A 19,639-nucleotide genomic window follows, 5' to 3' on the forward strand; every position below is an offset into this window, starting at 1 on the left:
CGATGTTTGATGTCATCAAGTAACTCGATCGAAGGTAGAGGTCGATATTTGAGGTCGTCAAGTAAACAATTGATAATGTCAAGCATTCTGAGTAGGCTCGGGGTATGAGCGAGACCGCCACCCAGACCCCCACGAAGGTCGAGCTGCTGGAGCTGCTCGCCGCCATCGGTACCGCCCAGTGGCGCGAGTTCGCCGCTGCCGCGGCCCAGCACGGCCTCACCCCCACCCAGGCCCGGGTCCTCGCCCAGCTGGACGGCCCGGTGCCCATGCGGGGCCTCGCCGTCCTGCTGGTGTGTGACGCCTCCAACGTGACGGGCATCGTGGACCGGCTGGAGGCCCGTGAGCTGGTGCGCCGCGAGCCGGACCCCGCCGACCGGCGCGTGAAGAACGTGGTGGCCACGGACGCGGGCCGACAGGTCATCCGCCGCGTACGCGAGGCGATGCAGGCGGCGCACGGCGCGCTCGACGGCCTCGACGAAGCCGAGAGCGCCACGCTCTACGGCCTGCTGGCCCGCCTGCGCCCGTCGATGGAGAGGAGCTAGTCTCGACCCCCGTGGACACCCTTCAGGCGATCGATGACGTGCCCGTCCTGATGTGCGGGGCCGAGGGCGAGACCATCGCGGGCGAACGCGAGGCCCTCGACTGCATCGGCAATGCCTCCTACCAGGGTGCCGAGTGGGCCGTGATCCCCGTGGAGCGCCTCGACGAGTCGTTCTTCCGGCTGAGCACCGGGGTCGCGGGTGGCATCATCCAGAAGTTCGTCCAGTACCGGGTGGGCGTGGTCGTCCTCGGTGACATCTCCCGTCACATCGAAGCCAGTACGGCGCTGCGGGACTTCGTCCGCGAGTGCAACCGGGGGCGCCGGACGTGGTTCCTCGCCGACGCCTGGGAGCTGCGCGAGCGGCTGACCGCAGTGCGGACCGGGAACGGGACCGGCGCGTGAACGGCGGCGGCGAGGTCCACGTCCTGCGCGCGGCCGACCGCCCCGCCACGGTGTGGAAGAACGGCGGGGGAGTCACCCGGGAGATCGCCGCGTGGCCCGCGGGCGCCGGCATGGACTCCTTCCGCTGGCGGGCGAGCCTGGCCGAAGTGGCCGCGGACGGCCCCTTCTCGGCCTTCCCCGGGATCGACCGCACCCTCACGCTCGCCGAGGGCGCCGGGATGGACCTCGTGGTGGGCGGCGCCCACCGGATCGTGGACGAGCGCTTCGCGCCGCAGGACTTCGCCGGGGACGAGCCGACCGACTGCCGGCTCGTCTCGGGCCCGGTCGTGAACTTCAACGTGATGCACCGCCGCGGAGCGGCGACGGCCGAGACCGCCGTCGTACGGGGACGGCTCGCCGTCGCCGCCGAAGCGGGCGAGACCCTGCTGGTGGTCGCCCTGGACGGGACGGTGACGCTCGGGGCGCCGTGGGGCCCGGGTCACGCCCTCGGCCTCCACGACGCCGCCCTGGTCCGGGGCGCCTTCGCCGGTACCGTCCGCACCGCAGGTCACGCCGCTGTGGTGCGCCTGCGCTGAGGCGCTCGTCGGCACTTGCTTGCACGCATCGGAACCCCCGCTGAACTGCGGGATGTTGCAGGCATGCGGGGCTTGTCTGAAAATGCTTTCAGAAACTTGCATGGATGCCCTCGTGGGCCGAAGATGCGCGGCATGGCACACCACACGCGCATACCGCGTTCCCTCCTCATGGTCACCGTGCCCGCGGCGGCGGGTTACCTGGCCCTCGCCTCCGCCCCGGCCGCCTGGGCGACCACCGGCTCGCCGGCTCCCGAGTGCGTGGAGTACGTCCAGAGCTGGCGCTACACCGATGTCCACAACGACTGCGGCGCCACCGTCTCCGTCACGGTCGAGTACACGAATGGCCAGTGGGCGCCGTGCCGCGTGATCGAATCCGGCGGCCGGGCGACCTTCTCCGGCTACGGGACGGGAGGCAACTACGTCACGGCGCTGCGGACCTGCGATCCCACCGTCGTTCCCGTTCACGGCTCCTGAGTCCACGGGATCCGGCCGGGGGCGGGCTCAGCGGGTGCCGAGTCTGATCCACCGCGCGGTGCTGGGCACGCCCTCGGCGTCCAGCAGGAAGAGCATGTAGTACCCGGGCGGGGCGTCGGCGGCGGTCGGTGGGGTCCGCAGCGTGATCCGGTCGCCCCGGATGCCGGTGAGCCGCAGGTCCAGGTGGCGCTGGCTGGTGTTCACCGAGTGGGTGACGGTGGTCGGGGCCAGCAGGACCGCGCGCCCGACGTCCTTCGCCGTCGAGCTGGACACCTGGAAGGCGGCGTCGTAGCCGAGGTCGCCCGCCGGCACCCGGTCGAGGGCCGGCCGGGCTCCCCGGTGCAGATAGGCCGGCTCGTACAGCTCGATGCTGCCGTCCATACCGTCCCTGATGTCGGGGTCGTTGGCGATCTGCTGGAGCTCGTCGCCGGTGACCATCATCCGGCCGTCCGGCAGGACCAGGGCGTTGGAGTGGTAGCCGCGCGGCAGCCGCTGCGCGGGCCCCAGACTCCAGCGGCCCTTCGCGTCGCGCACCTCGATCTGCCGGTACTTCAGGTCCGCCTCCGGGTTGAACGGGCCGTGTCCGTAGTCCCGGGTGTCGAGGGCGCCGTTCACGGTCAGCAGGCTGCCGTCCGGCAGGATCAGGGTGCCGTCCTGGGTCCTGCCGAAGGCCCTCGGCTCCTCGGTGGTCCAGCGCCCGCCGGACAACCGGTACGTGTGCGGGTCGCGCGGGTCACCGCCGAGCACCAGGACGGAGTCCGGCCCCCGGAAGCCGGCCGGCAGCGGCACGGCCGATCCGTAGCCGCGGAAGTCGGCGGGCCGCCGCGGCAGGTCGCGGCGTACGTCCTGGACCGGGTCGAAGAGCCACTGCTGGTCGGCGTCCCGGCCGAGGCCGTAGATCATTCCGTCGCGCAGCGAGAAGAGGTGCGGATAGTCGTTGCGGAAGGGCGCGTCGCTGCGGAGCCGCTCGGCGGGCACGCCGGCCGGGATGTCGTACGGCCGCCAGGGCACGGGGTGCCCCAGCGCGGGGAAGCGCTCCACCACGGGCGTGGGGGTGCCCGTGCCGCGTTCGGACTGGCCGGACATGATGATCTGCCGGCCGTCGGCCCCGGTCACCACGGAGGGGTACCAGCGGCCGACGGCCATGTCGCTGTTGCGGAACCACTTCTCGGTCCACGGGTCGAAGACGAAGGACAGCTTGGCTCCGCTGCCGCCCTTGCCGCCGACGTTGCCGCCGAAGACCCCGACCATCCCGTTGGGCAGGTACGAGTGCCCGGCGCAGAAGAACGGCGCCGGACGGGGGGAGAAGGTGCCGTCGGGCACCAGGACCACCGGCGGCGGCACGTTCGTGAAGGCCCGCGCTCCCGTGCCCCTGGCGGGGTCCCAGAGCCAGGCGCGGCCGGCGTTGGTCCGGCCGACGGTGTTCGTCGGCCCGGTCTCCTTCGTGGGGTCGGCCTCGACGCGTTCGAAGGAGAACAGCAGCACCTTGCCGGTGGGCAGCAGGGCCACATGGACGCCGAAGTCGGGGGAGGGGAAGAACTGCGTGAAGCGGCCGAACCGGGCCGCGTCGAAACGGGCGTTGACCTCGCGCTGGGACTTCCCCAGTGCGGCCAGGCCGGCCGTCCGCTTCGCCTGCGGATACCCCTGCGTGCCCAGGGCGGCACGGCGCAGCCGGGCGTGGGCGCGTGCGTGGTCCTCGCCGAGCACGGTGGCCTCGTCGCCCGCGTGGTGGGCCAGCGCGCGCGCCGGCGCGGGCCCGGCCGCCGGTACGGCCAGGGCGGCGGCGAGGGCCAGCACCGACAGGACGGCCGACCGTGATGCGCGGGACATGGGACTCCTGACCGCAGGAGGGCCCCGCAGCCGAAGTCGGTGCCGGAGCCCGCTGATGACCTGAAAGAACCTGGCGATACTAGGACAAAGAGCAGGTGAGAACCGCTGCGACCTGGCTCGACGGGGGCTTTTCGAGGGCGTCTTGGGGCCGTTCGGCCGGTCGAAATGAGCCGACTTATCGTTTCTGCGGTGAACCGTTTCGGCCGTCAAGGTGAGACCGCGCACCCGTCGGCCGGCCCCGTCGGCGGCGGGCGGCTATCCATGGTGGTGTGATCAAGTCGCTCCGTACCGGATTCACCGCAGCCGCCGTGACCGCCACGCTCGTCACGCTCGGTCCCTCCGCGGACGCCACCGCCACCGCCTCGGCCCCCGCCGACCGCGTGACCGTGGACGTCGCCACGGTCAACGGATCGGGCTGCCGTCCCGGCAGTGCCGCCGTCGCCGTGTCACCCGACAACTCGGCCTTCACCGTCACCTACAGCGAATACCTGGCCCAGGCCGGTGGCGGAGCCCCCGCCGTCGAGGGCCGCAAGAACTGCCTGCTGTCCCTCGTCGTGCACGTCCCGCAGGGCTACACCTACGCCATCGCGCGGGTCGACTACCGGGGCTTCGGCAGCCTCCAGCCGGGCGCCGTCGGCACGCAGAAGGCCAGCTACTACTTCCAGGGCATGAGCCAGACCGCCTACCGCACCCACCGGTTCGACGGCGCCCTCGACGACAACTGGCAGGCCACCGACACCACCGGCATCGAGGCCCTGGCCTGGTCGCCCTGCGGCGAGCAGCGCAACTTCAACATCAACACCGAACTGCGGGCGGAGGTCGGCACGTCCGACCCGTCGAAGACCAGCTTCATGGCTCTCGACTCCACGGACGGGAGCATCAACAGCGTCTACCACTTCTCCTGGAAGCAGTGCCCCGCGCGCTGACCGCACGGACCCGGGGAACGCGCCTCCCGCGCGGACCCCGGGTCACGCCGACGCGCGCCGCACCAGGGCCGTGTCCGTTATCACCGGGCCCGGCACGTCCCGGCCCCCGCGGCCGTCGCCCAGCCGCTCCATCAGCAGCCGCGCCATCATCCGGCCCATGCCCTCGATGTCCTGACGCACCGTCGTCAGCGGCGGGTCGGCGCTCTCCGCCACCGGCTCGGCGTCGTCGAAGCCCACCACCGCCACGTCGCCGGGAACCGTCCGGCCGCGCTCCCGCAGCACGCGCAGCGCACCGGTCGCCATCAGATCGTTGCCGGCGAACACCCCGTCGATCGAAGGGTCCCGGTCGAGCAGTTCGGCCATCGCGTGCGCCCCGCCCGCCGCGGTGAAATCGCCCACGGCGACCAGCTCCGGCGCCGCGGCCGGCAGGACGTCGTGGTAGCCGCTCAGCCGGTCGGCCGCCGAGGTCTGGTCCAGCGGGCCGCAGATGTGCGCGATCCGCCGCCGGCCCTGACCGAGCAGGTGCCGTACGGCCTCCCGTGCCCCCTCGCGGTTGTCCGCGTCGACGTACGTCACCCTGTCCTGCTCCCCGGGCCCGGCCGTCCAGCCGGGGCGGCCTCCGTAGACCATGGGCATGCCGAGGCGGCGGGCGATCGCCGGCAGCGGATCGTCGGTGTGCAGGGAGAAGGCCAGCGCCCCGTCGACGTGGCCGCCGGCCAGGTAGCGCTCGATGCGGTCGTAGTCGCAGTGGTCCTCGACCAGCAGCAGCACCAGCTGGGTGTCGTGCGCGGTCAACTCCCGGCTGATACCGCGTATCTGACGGGAGAAGAAGGGATCCGAGAAGATCCGCGCCTCGGGCTCCGGGATGATCACCGCGACGGCGCCGGTGCGCCGGGTGACCAGCGTGCGCGCCGCGTGGTTGGGGATGTAGCCCAGCTCCTGGATGGCGGTCTGCACCCGGTCCGCCAGATGCGGGCGGACCCCGTCGCCGCCGTTGACCACGCGGGAGACCGTGGCCCTCGACACGCCCGCGAGCGCCGCGACGGCCTCCAGGGTGGGACGGCTGCCGGAACGCGGTTCGGGCACGTGAATTCCTCCATGATCAACAGGCGGGCCCGGCAAGATCCGAAAGCGTCGGGCCCGGCCGAACAGAAGGGTAACGGGTGATCACCGCAAGGCGTCAGGTGGGCAGCGGCGTGTGGTCGGGCGGCACCCTCTCCCCGGCGCTCACCGGCGCGGGCGGGGTGCCGTCGCCGAAGGGCCGGCCGCCGAGTGCCTCCCGGCCGTGGGGCGCGAGCCAGCCGGACGGGTCCGGGCCGGCCGGCACGATCCCGGTGGGGTTGATGTCGTCGTGGACCAGGTAGTAGTGCCGCTTGATGTGGTCGAAGTCCACGGTGTCGCCGAAACCCGGGGTCTGGAACAGGTCCCGCGCGTAGGCCCACAGGACCGGCGTCTCGGACAGCTTGTTCCGGTTGCACTTGAAGTGGCCGTGGTAGACGGCGTCGAAGCGCACGAGGGTGGTGAAGAGCCGTACGTCCGCCTCGGTGATGGTGTCGCCCACCAGGTACCGGGACCCCGCGAGCCGCTCGGCGAGCAGGTCGAGGCGAGCGAACAGACGACCGTGCGCGGACGCGTAGGCCTCCTGCGACCCGGCGAAACCCGCGCGGTAGACGCCGTTGTTCACCTCCTGGTACACCACCTCGTTCACGGCGTCGATCTCCGGCCGCAGCGCCCGCGGGTAGAGGTCAGGGGCCCCCTCCCGGTGGTGCGCCGTCCATTCCAGCGACAGGTCGAGGGTGATGCGGGCGAAGTCGTTGGTGACGACCTCCCCGGTCGGCACGTCCACGATCGCAGGCACCGTGATGCCCCGGTCGTAGCCGGGGTCGCGGGCGAGGTAGGCCTCCTGGAGCCGCTCGATGCCGAGCACGGGGTCACGGCCGCCCGGGTCCAGGTCGAAGGTCCAGCTGCGCTCGTCGTGCGTCGGGCCGGCCACCGCCATCGGCAGCGCCTCCTCCAGCCCGAGGAGCCGCCGTACGATGACGGCCCGGCTCGCCCAGGGGCAGGCCCGCGACACCACCAGCCGGTAGCGGCCGGGCTCCACGGGGAAGCCCTCCTGCCCGTCGGCGGTGATCCGGGTGGTGAGGTAGCGGCTGTCCCGCGCGTACTCGCTGCCGGGATTCACGTACCGCATGGGCAACCCCTACATGTGGGACTGGCCGTAGTAGTGGCCGAACTTGTCCATGAAGTTCGGCTCGCCCGCGTACTTGGCCTCGTCGTAGTCGGGCGCGTTCTTGATCTGTTCCTTCGTCAGGGCGAGGTAGACCTTCTCCTCGGCCTGGTCGATTCGTTCGATGGTGCCCGCCGGCAGCAGGACGTGCTTGCCGAAGATCCAGACTCCCGTGTCGACGACGATGTGGGAGGCCCGGAAGTCGGCCGAATGCCTGTCCACCTTTCCGATGTGTCCGTCGGTGGCCTCGACCTTGTAGCCGACGAGATCGATCCCGCTGTGATGGCCGGCGTCCTCGTGGTAGCCCCAGATGTCCTTGTCGGTCACGGCTCTCGCCTCTCTCTCCGTACCCCTGCGCATGCCCGTACCCGCGCCCGCCCCGGGAGCCGGAACGGAAGTCGCACCCGGGCGCCTCCCCACAAACGACCGGCTCACGCCCAGCATGCCGGAGCGGACGCGCTCCCGCGCGGGCCCGCCCGGCCCGGCCCGCGCATGCGGTGCGGCGGCAGGGGTAGGCGCTCCGCAGGCCCAGGAGGCGTCCGAGCCGGCCCGGCCGGCGAGGCGCCCCACCGCCCTCCGCAGAGAGGAGCCGACACGATGACGCACCAGGCACCGGCGGAGGAGAACGCCGGACGCAGAGCCGAACGGCGCGGGGAGGGCTCCCACGTCGTGGTCGTCGGGGCCACCGGCAACGTCGGGACCAGTGTCGTGCAAGCCCTCGCCGAGGACCCCTCGGTCGGATCCGTGCTCGGACTGGCCCGCAGGACGCCCCTGCGGCGGCCGCCGAAGACGCGCTGGCACGCCGTGGACGTGGAGCCCGGCGGCGCGGACCTGGCCCCCCTCTTCGCCGGCGCCGACGCCGTCATCCATCTCGCGTGGAAGTTCCAGCCCACCCACCACCCCGCCGAGACCTGGCGCACCAACGTCCTGGGCAGCATCCGCGTCTTCGACGCCGTGGCGGCCGCCGGCGTCCCCGCCCTCGTGCACGCGTCGTCGGTCGGCGCCTACTCACCGGGACCGAAGGACCGCACCGTCGACGAGTCCTGGCCCACCCACGGCTGGCCGCAGGCGGCCTACACCCGCGAGAAGGCCTACCTCGAACGGGTCCTCGACACCTACGAACGGGCCCACCCCCACATCCGGGTCGTCCGCATGCGGCCGGGCTTCCTCTTCAAGCGGCAGGCCGCCTCCGAGCAGCGCCGCATCTTCGCGGGCCGGCTGCTCCCCAGCAGGTTCCTGCGCCCCGAACTGCTCCCCGCCGTGCCCGACCTGGCCGGGCTGCGCTTCCAGGCCCTGCACACCGACGACGCGGCCGCCGCCTACCGGGCCGCCGCGGCCCTTCCCGTCCGCGGAGCCTTCAACCTGGCCGCCGACCCGCCGCTGGACGCGGAGGTCCTGTCCCGGATCCTCGACGCCCGCAGCCTGCCCGTGCCGACGGCGCCCGTACGGGCCGCCCTGGCGGCGGCCTGGCGGCTGCACCTGGTCCCGGCGTCGCCGGACCTGTTCGACGCCGTCCTGCGGCTCCCGCTGCTGGACTCCTCGCGGGCGCGCCGCGAGCTGTCCTGGCAACCCCGCCGCACCGCGGTCGAGGCCGTCGAGGAGTTCCTCGACGGCCTCCGTACGGGCGCGGGCATGGACACCGCCCCGCTCGCCCCGGACCGCGGGCCCGCCCGCCGCTTCGCGCGGTCCGGGCGGGGGGCCTGAGGCGCGGGGCCGTTGTTCTCCCGGAGGACCGGGCCCGGTCAGGCCGGGCCGGTCCTCGGCAGCCCCCGCAGGTGACCACGGCGCGACACGGCCTCCGCGGCGTGGGGCGTCGCGGCCCGGCCGCGTGCCTCCCGGGCGAACAGCTGCGACGCGCAGGCACTGCGCATGGCCTCCAGTGCGCGGATCTGCTGCTCGGCCCGCCCGATGAGCTCCTCGATCAGGGCGACGTCGATCCGCGGGTCGGTGCGGGCCAGGCTCCGCAGCGAACGCCAGCAGGCCGCCTTGCCCTCCACGCCCAGGCGCATCGCCTCCAGCTCCAGGACGTCGCTGAGCGGGGACCGGGACAGGACCCGGCCGTTGAGCTTGAGCCGGCCCACCCGTTCGGTGATCCGGCCGAGGGCGGCCCTGGCCCGCATGACGGGCACGTCGAGATCGGCCATCAGGGTGAGCAGGCTCTGCCGGTCCTGCGCCACCTGCTCGCCCAGTGACCGCAGCGAGGTGCCGAGGACACCGTCCCGATGGGCGTCGGCGGCCCGGCGCAGCAGCTCGACGCCGCCGTTCGCACCGGTCAGGTGGTCGTTGAGGTAGATGGCCAGGAAGCTGGGGGCGCGGCCCGTGGGGGGCCTGTGGCTCCGGTTCACGCCGCCTCCTCAGTGAGCGTGGCCGCGGCCGGGGGGCCGCTCGTCGTCGGGTCCCTTCCAGCGGGTGTCCGGGCCGGGCGTACCGGATTGCGCCGGCCGGTCGAGGCGGCTCGCCTCGTCCGTGTCCGCGGCCCGGGTGGTCCCGTCGTCCTCGCGCGGCTTCTTGCCGCGGGCCCCGGTGTGCGGAGCCCGGCGCCGGGCCTCGTCGTCGTCGTGGTGCAGCGGTACTCCGCCTGCGCCGCCCTGGTCGTCCATGACAGTTCCTTTCGTCTCGTCCCAGCCGGCCGTCTTCTCGTCTCAGGCGGCCGCGGTCGTCCTCGCCAGGCCGTCGACCACGTCGCTCAGCCGTCCGCGCCGGGCGTGGTCGGCCCACTGACGGGCGGCGCCGCCCCCCTCCGCGCGCAGCCGGTCGAGCAGGGTGTCCACCAGGAGCAGGTCGCCGGCCGCGGCGAGGCCCGGAGCGGCCCGCTCACGCAGCCGCTCCAGCATGTCCCACACCGGTACCCGGGCTCCGCCGACCGGGTCGAGGCCTTCGCCGCACAGCCCGTGCACGGCCGCGAGCCGGTGGGCCTCGCGCAGCCGTCCGCACTCCAGGAACGGCGGCGGCCTGCCCTCGCGCCCCTCCGGCAGCAGGACACCGGCGAGCCCGCGGACGAGCGCGGCCAGCAGGACGACGGTGTCGAGGCGGGCGTTCACGTCGGCGACGCGGATCTCGAGGGTCGGCACGTGCTCGGACGGACGGGCGTACCAGTAGATCATCCGCCGGTCCAGCAGGGCCCCGCACTGCACCAGGTCGTGGGCGATGCGTTCGTAGGAGGCCTCGTCGAGGAAGGGAGCGGGCCCCACGGTGGGCCAGCGGGCGTGTTCGACCGCCCGCCGGCTGGCGTGGCCGGTGTCCCTGCCGCGGTCGAAGGGGGAGTTGGCGCTGAGCGCCTGCAGGGTGGGCAGCCAGGGCCGGAGCCGGTTGGCCAGGTCCAGGGCCTCCGCCCGGGAGGACACGCCGATGTGAACGTGGCATCCGCAGACGGGCTGGTCGTGGCCCCCGACGGCCGACGCGAAGCGGACCGCCATGCGCCGGTAGCGCTCGTCCGGGGTGATGGTCAGCGGCTGCTCCGGCGGTATCACCGCGGTACCGGTTCCGACGAGCAGGCAGTCGTGGGCGTCGGCCGCACGGACCAGTTCGGCCCGCAGCCACGCCAGCTCGGCCCGCAGTACGGCCGTGCTCGACGTGGGGCTCGTGCAGGATTCGACCTGGGCGGTGAAGAACTCCGGCTGGACCAGTGGTCCGAGTCTGCCCGCGGCCGCCTCGATGACCCGTGCCGCCCGCCCCACGGGGGCCCTGCTGCGACGGTCGACGAGGAGGAACTCCTCCTCCACGCCCATGGTCGGTACGACGGCCGTGGCGGAGCGGCCGCTTCCCGAACCGAGCGGCGAGGGAGTACTGCTCCCGCGGTGGGGCGTGGACGTGGACACGGCCAGTGACATCGGGGGTCCTCTCGACGAGGGTGGCGCCGCCGGAGACCGGGTGCGACCGGTCGGCCGAGGCGGTGTTGCCGTGCTTCCGGGCCCTCCTCCTGTGCTGCGCCTACCCGTCGGAGCCCCCCTCACTCGGGGGCCGCGACCGCGGCTAGAACTCCGGGATGAAGGGGTGGTAGTCCGTCTCGGGACCGGAGGGGATGACCGCGTAGCTGCTCTCGGGAAGTTCGTTCCACACCCCCGGCAGGTCTCCCAGCGGTTCGGAGACCACGATGCGGGTGTCGTCCGAGACCTCCCTGAGGTAGGGGGAGCTCGGGATAGAGGTGCCGTACCGTGTCGGCCCTGCTGCTGTAGTAGAGCGACCGTGACCTGCCCTGGCTGGAGTACCGGAAGGCCCACACGGTCTCCCCGTCGCTCACGGCCACGGTCATCTGCAGCGGTTCCGCCACACCGTGCTCCTTGCCGAGCCGCTCCACGAGCCCCGCCATCCGCGCCACCGCTCCGGGGACGTCCTGGTCGAGCCCGAAGGTCACCGCGAGGTAGAACATCACCTCGGAGTCCGTGGACCCCTCGATGCACGAGAACAGGGCCGGGTCGACGGCCATGCACAGATCGCGCTGGAGCCGGGCGAAGTCCCCGATGGCCCCGTTGTGCATCCACAGCCAGCGGCCGTGCCGGAAGGGGTGGCAGTTCGTCTGCTGGATGGCCGAACCGGTGGAGGCCCGCACGTGCGCGAAGAACAGCGGCGAGCGGACGTGCGCGGCCAGCTCCTGGAGGTTCCGGTTGTTCCAGGCGGGACCGATGTCACGGAAGACCGCCGGTGTGCCGTTGCCGTCGGCGCTGTACCAGCCCAGCCCGAACCCGTCGCCGTTGGTCGATTCCACGCCCAGCCGGGACTTCAGGCTCTGGTTGATCAGCGAGTGCTCGGGGCGGTAGAGCACGGTGTCGAGGAGCACGGGCGTACCCGAGTATGCGAGCCACCGACACATGCGCACCATCCCTTTCGCGGCTTCTCCGAGGGTAACTCGGCGGGCCGCGCGCTTCCCGCGGGGCCCGCGGGCACCCCCGCCTGCAGTGGGGCGCGTACCCCCGCACCGCCGTGCCATCCTCAAGGTATGACGCACGACGCCGTGCCGGCCGACGGCGGCGCCTCGCCCGAGGTGCTCGCGCTGGCCAAGGTGGTGGCCAGGCTGCGCTCGGAGATCGCGGACCTGGAGGGCGTTGCCGCGGCCACCGCCGTCATCGAGCGTGCCAAGGGCGTGCTGATGGCCCAGACGGGCATTTCGGCCGACGCGGCCTACGAGACGCTGCTCGCGCGCGGGACCCGGTGGGGCCGGACCCTCCTGGAGGAGTGCTGGCTCACCCTGGGCCAGGTCCGGACCCGTCCGACGCCGAGGGCGGCCGCGCCGCCCGCGGCGGCCTCCGCGCCGGGCGGCGCCGGGCAGCGGCCGCGGACGCCGCAGCCGGCCACCGGGGCCGACGGTGACGGCGAGGACGACGGCGTCGCCGCGGCGGCCGACGACCGCCTGCGGGCCCTGCTGCCCCGGCTGGCCGAGGGCCTCGCCGAGGCGGACGGCCCGGCGGGCATCGCGGAACTCCTGCGGGCCGTGCTGGGCGATCCGGTGGGCGTGGACGGTGTGATGATCTACAGCGTGACGTCCGCGGGCAGCCTGGAGCTGACGGGCCACGCCGGCATCGCCGAGTCCCTGGCCGAGCAGTGGCGCCACGTACCCCCGGTCAGCGGCGTCGCCGCCCTCGAAGCCATCGCCGCGCGACAGGCTGTGTGGCTGGAGGACCCGGTGGCGGACGCCCGCCGCTACCTGCTGATCGGCGGGGCCCCCGGGCAGTGGCCCTCCCGCGCCTGGATCCCCGTACCGTCGGGTGGACGCGTGCGCAGCGCCATCGGCTTCATGCGGAGCCGTCCGGGCCCCTTCGACCAGGACACCCGTACGGTGCTGCGCCGGGCCGTCCGGCTGTGCACCGCCCAGCTGCGGTCCGGCGGCCCCGGCGGCGACGACGCGGTGGAGCCGGCCGTCCCCGACGACGTCACGTCCGTCCAGGCGGTCCTGGACGTGCTGGCCGGGCCCGCCGTCCTGCTCACCCCGCTGCGTACGGCCACCGGGGAGATCGAGGACTACCGGATCGACGGCGCCGCGCCCGAATCCGTCGACGTGCGGGGACGCCGGGGCAAGGAGCTCGTGGGCCGACGGGTCCTGGAGACCTATCCCACCGTGGCCGGCAGCGCGGTGTGGGACGGCTACGCGAACACCCTGGCCACCGGAGCCGTCTACGAGGGGGAGCCCTTCACCTATCAGGAGACGGGCGCCGGGTTTCCCCAGGAGTCCGTCTACTCCGTCCGGGCGACGCGGCTCGGAGAGCGCCTGGTCGTGTCCTGGATCCGCCACGACATCAGCGAGCGCGAGGCCCGCAGACTGACCGACATGCAGCGGCTGGGCAACCTCGGCTGGGCCGGCTGGCAGCTGGCGACGGACCGGATCGTCTGGTCCGAACAGGTCTACGCCATCTTCGACCGGGACCCCGCCAGGGGGCCGATCGAGCTGGAGGAACTGCCCCGCCACGTCCTGCCCGACGACCAGCCGCGCGTCGCCGCGGCCGTCCACCGGCTGCTGCGGCTGGGACAGCAGGCCCTGGACCAGCCGTTCCGGATCAGCACCGCCGACGGCGTGCGGCACCTGCGGGTCGTCGTCGAGGCCCAGAGGGACGCCCACGGCACCCCCGTCGAGGTGCACGGATTCTTCCAGGACGTCACCGCACTGCGGGACGCCGAACTCGCCCTGCGCGAGAGCGAGCGGGCCGTCCTGGTCCAGACCGGCATGCTGCAGGCCGAACGCGCCCTCGCCGCCCACCTCCAGGCGACGCTGCTGCCGATCCCCGAACAGTCCGTGGAACTCGCCGGACTCTGCGTCGAGGTGGCCTACATCCCCTCCGACAGCGGGGTGAACGTCGGCGGCGACTGGTACAGCGCCATCGAACTGCCCGACGGGAGCGCCCTCTTCGTCGTCGGGGACGTCGCGGGCCACGGCCTGCCCGCCGTCGGCACCATGGCGCAGCTGAGGTTCACCGCCAAGGGCATGGCCACCACCGGATCGCCCCTCATCGACGTCCTGCGCCGGCTCAACAACCTGCTGCTGCACACGGATACGGAGCCGTCCGCGACCGCGACGATGGTCATCGGCCGCTACCAGCCCGAGGTCCGCCGCCTGACCTGGGCGCGGGCCGGACACCTGCCGCCGCTGCTGCTCCGCGACGGCCGCGCCGACTTCCTGGCGCAGCCCACCGGCTGCCTCCTGGGCGCCGCCCGCGACTCCGTGTACCGGCAGGCCGTCATCGACCTGGAACCCGGCGACCACCTGCTGCTCTACACCGACGGGCTGGTGGAACGGCCGGGCGAGGACATAGACCTCGGGCTGGACAGACTCGCGAAGACCGCCCGGCAGCTGCTGCAGGAGGGCGTGGACGGCGAACTCGCCCGCACGCTGGCGGCGCAGCGTGCGGGCAACCTGGACGACATCTGCGTCCTGGACGTCCACGTCCCGGACGACGCCGAGTGAGGTGCGGCGTCGCCCGGGACATGGTCCCCGGTGCGGGGTTCAGGTGTTGAGGAGCCGGTTGAAGAAGGAGCGGTACTGCTGCAACGAGACCCGCAGGTCCTCCGTCGCCACCTGCTCACCGCGGCCCCACTGGCCCTCCAGGCCCTGCTTGCGCGTGGAGAAGCTGCCGGCGAGGGCCTGCATGACCTCCGCCACCAGGGTGTCCGCCGACCGCACGGCGTCCTGCGGGTCGTCGACGAACCGCCCCTGGATCTCGCTCCACTTCTTGCGGTACTCCTCGGTCTCCGACGTCCCGAGCAACGGCTCCTCGGTGTCGGCGGCGATCGGGCCGGGGGCGCCGTCCCGGTCGGACGACCCGTCCCGGTCGGACAACCCGTCCCGGTCGGACGACCCGTACCGCTCGGTCGATCCGTTCGGGTCGGACAACCCGTACCGCTCGGTCGACCCGTCCGCCTCCGAGGTTCCCGCCATACCCGCCGTTCCTGCCATGCCCGCCGTCCCGGCCGTGTCCGCCGGCCCGGCCGACTCGTCCGCCGACCGGGAAGTGGCCTCACCCGGGTACACCGGGGACTGCCGTTCCTCGGCCGCGCCCGAGTTCATGATGTCTTCCGTGCTCGGACCGGATCCGGTGTCCCGGGCCTCCTGGTCTCCTCGTATACGCATCTCAACGACTCCTCTGGTCCGTCAGAAGCTCCTCGAACAGAGCGCGGTAGTGCACCATCGCCCCGCGCAGTTCCTCCGTCGTCGCCCGGCCCCCGCCACTGCGTTCCTTCACGTCGTGCGCCGCCCGGTAGTGGTCGAGGGTGCGCCCGTGCTCGACGGACAGGTCGCGCAGCCGGTCCTCGTACCCGGCGGTGGGGTAGCCGCGCTCGTCCAGCAGCCTGGAGACCAGCGCGTCCGCTTCCGCCACGGAACTCTCCGGGCGGTCCACGAAGTGCTCCTGGACGCTGCTCCAGGCCTCGGCGTACTCGCGCCGCCGTTCGGCGGGCAGTTCCTTGATGTCCAGCTGGTCGTGCCGCTGCTCGCGGGCCCGCAGGTCGCGCTCGGCGGCCATCGCGCCGCCCTCCTGCTGCACGGTGCGTTCGTACTCGGGGCCGAAGCGTTCGCGCAGGTGCCGTCGCCGGGCCGACAGCCACAGCGTCGCGATGAGCGCGAGCACCACGACCGCCGCGATGACGATCACCACTACGAGTGTGGTTGTAGACATGTCCGCACTCCATTTCCGGGGCCTTCGCCTGTGTGTCTCGCGGCTGCCCGCGCTCCCGTCGAGCAAACCCGGGGCGGCCGTGGCACGCCCGGGTCGCGGCTGCCCCCGCGGCCGCCAGAGCCGGCTGCCCGACGGGGTCGTCCGATCCCCCGGCCGGCGTGCCCGTCCGGTGCCCGCGGGGCACCCTGGAGGCATGGCCCGAGCCAACGACCAGGTCGAGGCGATGCTCCAGGAGTACGCGGACCTCATCGCGATCCGGGGCGGGGAAGCCTTCAAGGCGCGCGCGTACGAGAAGGCCGCCCGCGCCGTCGGCGGCCACCCGCAGGACGTCGCGACCCTGGACGTCGAGGGGCTGCGCGAGATCCCGGGCGTCGGCCGGTCGGTCGCCGACAAGATCCTGGAGTTCCTGCGGACCGGCCGCATGTCCGTCGTCGACGAGGCCAGGGCCTCGGTACCGTCCGGGGTGCGCGCGCTGATCGCGATCCCCGGCCTCGGACCGCGCAAGGCCATGGTCCTCTACGAGGAACTGGGCATCACCTCCGTCGACCAGCTGCTCGACGCCGTCCACCAGGAGCGGCTGCGCGACCTCAAGGGCTTCGGCGAGCGGACCGAGGGCAACATCCTGCACGGCATCGCCCTGCTGCAGAAGGCGGGCGAGGGCCGGATCCTCCTCGGCGCCGCCATGGACGCGGCCGAGCAGCTCGTCGCCGAGCTGTCCGCCGTCCGCGGCTGCGTCCGGTGCACCTACGCCGGGTCGCTGCGCCGCATGAGGGAGACCATCGGCGACATCGACATCCTGGTGGCGGCGGGCCGGTCGGCCCCGTTCATGGAGGCCCTCACGTCCCTCCCGTATGTCGCCGAGGTCATCGCACGCGGCGCGAAGAAGACCTCCGTGCGGACGGCCACGGGCCTCCAGGTGGACCTGCGGGTCCTCCCGCCCGCCTCCTGGGGAGCGGGCCTGCAGTACTTCACCGGGTCGAGGGCGCACAACATCCGAACCCGCGAACTCGCCGTGCGCCAGGGCCTGAAGCTCTCCGAGTACGGGCTCTTCGACGCCGAGAGCGGCGAGGGCGTCACCTCGGAGAGCGAGGAGGCCGTCTACGAACGGCTCGGCCTGCCCTGGATACCCCCGACGCTGCGCGAGGACCGCGGCGAGATCGCGGCCGGGCTGCGCGACGAACTCCCCGACCTCCTCACGGACGAGGACATCCGCGGCGATCTGCACACCCACACCGACCTCACGGACGGACTCGCCCCGCTGGAGGACATGGTCGCCGCCGCGGCCGCCCGGGGATACGCGTACTACGCGGTCACCGACCACGCCCCGGACCTCGCCATGCAGCGCATGACGAAGGAGAAGATGCTGGCCCAGCGCGAGCGGGTGCGCGAACTCGACGGAAGACGCCGCGGGATGAGGCTCCTGCACGGCACGGAACTCAACATAGGTCCGGACGGCTCGCTGGACTGGCCCGACGAGTTCCTCGCCGGTTTCGACATCTGCGTGGCCTCGGTGCACTCGCACTTCAACCAGAGCAGACAGGACCTGACCCGCCGCCTGGTCCGCGCCTGCGAGAACCCGCACGTGTCCGTGATCGGCCACCCGACGACCCGTCGGATCGGCAAACGCCCGGGCATCGACGCCGACTTCGACGCCGTCTTCGAGGCGTGCGCACGGACGGGCACGGCCCTGGAGATCAACGCCCACCCCGAGCGGCTCGACCTGTGCGACGAGGACGTCCTGCGGGCGAAGCGGTACGGGGTGAAGTTCGCGGTCGACTCCGACGCCCACGCCACCACGCACCTGCCCTACATGCGGTACGGCGTGGGAACGGCGCAACGCGGCTGGCTGACGGCGGACGACGTGATCAATGCCTGGCCGCTGACGAGGCTGCGCCGTTTCCTGGCCGGGAAGGCGGCCTGACCGGGAAGCAGGCTTTCCCCGTCAGGGACTCGCCCTTTCCCCGTCACGGACTCGCCGCTCATGTTCGGGCATGCGTTCGAAACCTGGCAGGATGGGGGCATGGCGAGGGAACGCGGAGCGTGGTCGTGCGAGCCGGGCATCCCCGGCGACCTGCTGCGGGCGAGGGAACTGGTGTACGAGCCGTGCGGGTTCACGTGTACGCCGCCCGTGCCCGAGGCGGAGAGCGCCGACTACGGGGCCTGCGCATTCACCCTGGACGGGCTCGCGGTCCGCTTCCGGGTGGCCCGGACGACCCCGGCGAAGGCGGGTCAGTTCGTCACCGTGTGGAAGAGGTCGGCGGAGGGGCCGATCGCGCCCTTCGACGCCGCCGATCCCGTCGACCTGTTCGTCATCGGCACCCGCGAGGACGAGCGGTTCGGGCAGTTCGTCTTCCCGCGGGACGTGCTCCGCGCACGGGGCGTCCTGTCGACGAACGGCGACGGCGGGAAGCGGGCGTTCCGGGTCTATCCACCGTGGGTGGCCACCACCAGCCGCCAGGCGGGCCGTACACAGGCCTGGCAGGTGGAACACTTTTTCCGGCTGTCCGGGGAGGCGCCGGTGGACACGGCCCGCGCCCACGCGCTCTACCACCCCGGGCCGACCCCATAATCCGTTGTGGCCGGGAGCCGGGCCGGGAGAGCATCCGGTGCATGGAAACGCCCGCCGAAATCCTCCGCGCGGACCAGGTCGACCTGATCCGCTGGCGCCCCGGCCACCTCGACGCCCTCGACCGGGCGATCCACGAGTCGCTGGACCACCTGGTGCCGTGGCTGCCCTGGGCGGCCGACCCCGGCCGCCGACAGACCGCGGACTTCCTCACCCGGATGCAGCAGGAGTGGGAGACCGGAAAGGCGTACGGCTACGCCATCACCGCGGACGCCGAAGTGGTCGGCACCTGCGTCCTCATGCGCCGCATCGGAGCGGGCGGCCTGGAGATCGGCTACTGGCTCCACCCGGCCCGGACCGGACGCGGCCTGGTCACCATGGCCTGCACGGCCCTCGTGGGCCAGGGCTTCGCACTGCCGGGCATCGACCGGATCGAGATCCACCACGACGCCGCCAACCACGCCAGCGGAGCAGTCGCCCGACGCCTGGGATTCACCGAGATCGAACGCGTCCCGGCACCCGAAGGCCCGCTCACCCCCGGCGAATCGGGGACCGACGTCATCTGGCGCACGACGCCGGACCAATGGCGCACCCGCCGGCCCGGCCCCGCCGACCCCGGCGCCCGCCGGACGGGCTGAGCGGCGGGGCCCGCCCCGGGCGGCCGGCCCGTCCGCCGCGACCGGGTGCGCGGCGGACAGGACTCACCCGGCCGGCCCAATGAGCCGCGCGTTTCAGCGCGGCGGGCCGAGGACCTCATCGGCACCGGGCAGGTCGTGGACGGACACGCCCCTGCCGGTCAGCGGCAGCAGGCCCGCCAACGGGCACGACACGGGCATCTCGTGATCGACCTCCCACTGCCCGACCTTGTTCCCGCCCGTGTGGTCCGTCGTGCAGACGGCGTACAAGTGGCCGGCGCAGCCCCGGCAGAGCAGCGGCTGGTGGCCCTTCACGAGCGCCCCGCCGAGCGGACCGCCGGGGAGCACACCGGGCGCCGGAATCCCGGCGTGCCGCGACCGCCGGGCGCTTGTACCGTCGGTCGCGACAGGAGTCCTCGGGTTCCGACAGGACCCCACAGGCCGGTTCGCGCATGCGGAACACGTCCCGTCAGCGCGCCGAGCCACCCGTGTGCCGCCCGCGTCGACGCCGAGCCGGTCCGCCCCTCGCGACGCGACAGGGCGCACGCGCAGCCCCCGTGAGAGAGGCCGTGCCGATGTCGAACGACGTTCCGATAGCGAGCCTGCTGCGTGTGGAGAAGGGCGTTGCCGCCCCGGAGGAAGTGGCCGCGATCGCGGTCGTCGTCGCTTGTTACGCGCACCGGACCTCCCTCGACCGTGACCCTGACCGTGACCGCGGCGCGACGGGCGGCGCCGGCCGGGGGCCCGGCAGCGGCACCGGCCGCCGCCGTACCGTCCGGCCCCACGCCGGCTGCTGGGCAGGCTGCTGGACCTGCCGCTGAACCCCGTCCGCCGGCCGCGCGCACGGCCGGCGGACGGGGGGA

The 19,639-nt window shown here is 73.1% G+C and carries 21 protein-coding genes and 1 pseudogene; 11 read left to right on the forward strand and 11 right to left on the reverse strand.

The window, feature by feature from the left end; genetic code table 11:
* Positions 1–104 precede the first annotated feature (104 nt).
* The 4 genes from AC2RP6_RS34745 (at position 105) to AC2RP6_RS34760 (ending at position 1,992) form a co-directional block, all read left to right on the forward strand.
* Positions 105–542, forward strand: a complete 438-nt coding sequence (locus tag AC2RP6_RS34745) for a MarR family winged helix-turn-helix transcriptional regulator (RefSeq protein WP_486449795.1) — start codon at positions 105–107, stop codon at positions 540–542.
* Positions 543–553: 11 nt separating this feature from the next.
* Positions 554–943: a DUF4180 domain-containing protein gene (locus AC2RP6_RS34750; RefSeq protein WP_486449796.1), complete on the forward strand. Its 390-nt coding sequence runs from the start codon at positions 554–556 to the stop codon at positions 941–943.
* Complete coding sequence (locus AC2RP6_RS34755; RefSeq protein WP_486449797.1) at positions 940–1,518, forward strand: HutD/Ves family protein; 579 nt, start codon at positions 940–942, stop codon at positions 1,516–1,518. Before AC2RP6_RS34750 ends, AC2RP6_RS34755 begins: the two co-directional genes overlap by 4 nt.
* 132 nt (positions 1,519–1,650) lie before the next feature.
* Positions 1,651–1,992 carry an alpha-amylase gene (locus AC2RP6_RS34760; RefSeq protein WP_486449798.1) on the forward strand — a complete coding sequence of 114 codons (342 nt, stop codon included), beginning with the start codon at positions 1,651–1,653 and terminating at the stop codon, positions 1,990–1,992.
* Positions 1,993–2,019: 27 nt separating this feature from the next.
* Here AC2RP6_RS34760 and AC2RP6_RS34765 read toward each other — a convergent pair whose 3' ends face one another.
* A complete protein-coding gene (locus AC2RP6_RS34765) occupies positions 2,020–3,822 on the reverse strand; it encodes a galactose oxidase early set domain-containing protein (protein WP_486449799.1) in 1,803 nt (600 codons plus the stop codon).
* Between the two features lie 269 nt (positions 3,823–4,091).
* Between AC2RP6_RS34765 and AC2RP6_RS34770 the strand changes: the two genes are divergently transcribed.
* Positions 4,092–4,748, forward strand: coding sequence for a DUF4360 domain-containing protein (locus AC2RP6_RS34770; RefSeq protein ID WP_486449800.1), 657 nt, complete (start codon positions 4,092–4,094; stop codon positions 4,746–4,748).
* A 42-nt stretch (positions 4,749–4,790) separates the two neighbouring features.
* Here the strand turns inward: AC2RP6_RS34770 and AC2RP6_RS34775 are convergent, their stop codons facing one another.
* The 3 genes from AC2RP6_RS34775 to AC2RP6_RS34785 form a co-directional block, all read right to left on the reverse strand.
* Entirely contained in the window at positions 4,791–5,834 is a 1,044-nt protein-coding gene (locus AC2RP6_RS34775) for a LacI family DNA-binding transcriptional regulator (RefSeq protein WP_486449801.1), read from the reverse strand.
* A 94-nt stretch (positions 5,835–5,928) separates the two neighbouring features.
* Positions 5,929–6,939: a glutathione S-transferase family protein gene (locus AC2RP6_RS34780; protein WP_486449802.1), complete on the reverse strand. Its 1,011-nt coding sequence runs from the start codon at positions 6,937–6,939 to the stop codon at positions 5,929–5,931.
* Positions 6,940–6,948: 9 nt separating this feature from the next.
* Positions 6,949–7,335, reverse strand: a complete 387-nt coding sequence (locus AC2RP6_RS34785) for a PRC-barrel domain-containing protein (protein WP_486449803.1) — start codon at positions 7,333–7,335, stop codon at positions 6,949–6,951.
* Positions 7,336–7,572: 237 nt separating this feature from the next.
* Between AC2RP6_RS34785 and AC2RP6_RS34790 the strand changes: the two genes are divergently transcribed.
* Positions 7,573–8,679 carry an NAD-dependent epimerase/dehydratase family protein gene (locus tag AC2RP6_RS34790; protein WP_486449804.1) on the forward strand — a complete coding sequence of 369 codons (1,107 nt, stop codon included), beginning with the start codon at positions 7,573–7,575 and terminating at the stop codon, positions 8,677–8,679.
* Between the two features lie 38 nt (positions 8,680–8,717).
* Here AC2RP6_RS34790 and AC2RP6_RS34795 read toward each other — a convergent pair whose 3' ends face one another.
* The 4 genes and pseudogenes from AC2RP6_RS34795 to AC2RP6_RS34810 all read right to left on the reverse strand — a co-directional run bounded on the left by AC2RP6_RS34795 (position 8,718) and on the right by AC2RP6_RS34810 (position 11,785).
* A complete protein-coding gene (locus AC2RP6_RS34795; protein ID WP_486449805.1) occupies positions 8,718–9,320 on the reverse strand; it encodes a hypothetical protein in 603 nt (200 codons plus the stop codon).
* Positions 9,321–9,329: 9 nt separating this feature from the next.
* Positions 9,330–9,575, reverse strand: coding sequence for a hypothetical protein (locus tag AC2RP6_RS34800; protein ID WP_486449806.1), 246 nt, complete (start codon positions 9,573–9,575; stop codon positions 9,330–9,332).
* 42 nt (positions 9,576–9,617) lie between these two features.
* Entirely contained in the window at positions 9,618–10,805 is a 1,188-nt protein-coding gene (locus AC2RP6_RS34805; RefSeq protein WP_486449807.1) for a carboxylate-amine ligase, read from the reverse strand.
* A 142-nt stretch (positions 10,806–10,947) separates the two neighbouring features.
* A pseudogene (locus AC2RP6_RS34810) lies at positions 10,948–11,785 on the reverse strand (class II glutamine amidotransferase).
* A 126-nt stretch (positions 11,786–11,911) separates the two neighbouring features.
* On the opposite strand from AC2RP6_RS34810, the gene AC2RP6_RS34815 reads away from it, so the two are divergent.
* Positions 11,912–14,368 (forward strand): PP2C family protein-serine/threonine phosphatase, encoded by a 2,457-nt coding sequence (locus tag AC2RP6_RS34815; protein ID WP_486449808.1) that lies wholly within the window; start codon positions 11,912–11,914, stop codon positions 14,366–14,368.
* Positions 14,369–14,407: 39 nt separating this feature from the next.
* On the opposite strand, the gene AC2RP6_RS34820 is transcribed toward AC2RP6_RS34815, so the two are convergent.
* Positions 14,408–15,031: a hypothetical protein gene (locus AC2RP6_RS34820; RefSeq protein WP_486449809.1), complete on the reverse strand. Its 624-nt coding sequence runs from the start codon at positions 15,029–15,031 to the stop codon at positions 14,408–14,410.
* Position 15,032: 1 nt separating this feature from the next.
* Positions 15,033–15,575: a hypothetical protein gene (locus tag AC2RP6_RS34825; protein WP_486449810.1), complete on the reverse strand. Its 543-nt coding sequence runs from the start codon at positions 15,573–15,575 to the stop codon at positions 15,033–15,035.
* Positions 15,576–15,768: 193 nt separating this feature from the next.
* Between AC2RP6_RS34825 and polX the strand changes: the two genes are divergently transcribed.
* The 3 genes from polX to AC2RP6_RS34840 all read left to right on the forward strand — a co-directional run bounded on the left by polX (position 15,769) and on the right by AC2RP6_RS34840 (position 18,779).
* On the forward strand, positions 15,769–17,496 hold the full coding sequence (gene polX, locus AC2RP6_RS34830; protein WP_486449811.1) for a DNA polymerase/3'-5' exonuclease PolX: 1,728 nt from the start codon (positions 15,769–15,771) through the stop codon (positions 17,494–17,496).
* Positions 17,497–17,595: 99 nt separating this feature from the next.
* The gene (locus AC2RP6_RS34835; RefSeq protein WP_486449812.1) at positions 17,596–18,144 is read left to right on the forward strand and encodes a MepB family protein; all 549 of its coding nucleotides are present in this window, start codon (positions 17,596–17,598) and stop codon (positions 18,142–18,144) included.
* A gap of 41 nt (positions 18,145–18,185) precedes the next feature.
* Positions 18,186–18,779 carry a GNAT family N-acetyltransferase gene (locus AC2RP6_RS34840; RefSeq protein ID WP_486449813.1) on the forward strand — a complete coding sequence of 198 codons (594 nt, stop codon included), beginning with the start codon at positions 18,186–18,188 and terminating at the stop codon, positions 18,777–18,779.
* 93 nt (positions 18,780–18,872) lie between these two features.
* On the opposite strand, the gene AC2RP6_RS34845 is transcribed toward AC2RP6_RS34840, so the two are convergent.
* Entirely contained in the window at positions 18,873–19,124 is a 252-nt protein-coding gene (locus tag AC2RP6_RS34845; RefSeq protein ID WP_486449814.1) for a hypothetical protein, read from the reverse strand.
* A 227-nt stretch (positions 19,125–19,351) separates the two neighbouring features.
* Here AC2RP6_RS34845 and AC2RP6_RS34850 point away from each other — a divergent pair, with 227 nt between their 5' ends.
* The gene (locus AC2RP6_RS34850; RefSeq protein WP_486449815.1) at positions 19,352–19,597 is read left to right on the forward strand and encodes an acyl-CoA carboxylase epsilon subunit; all 246 of its coding nucleotides are present in this window, start codon (positions 19,352–19,354) and stop codon (positions 19,595–19,597) included.
* Positions 19,598–19,639 lie beyond the last annotated feature (42 nt).

The sequence above is a fragment of the Streptomyces sp. WAC03905 genome (genome assembly GCF_057371075.1).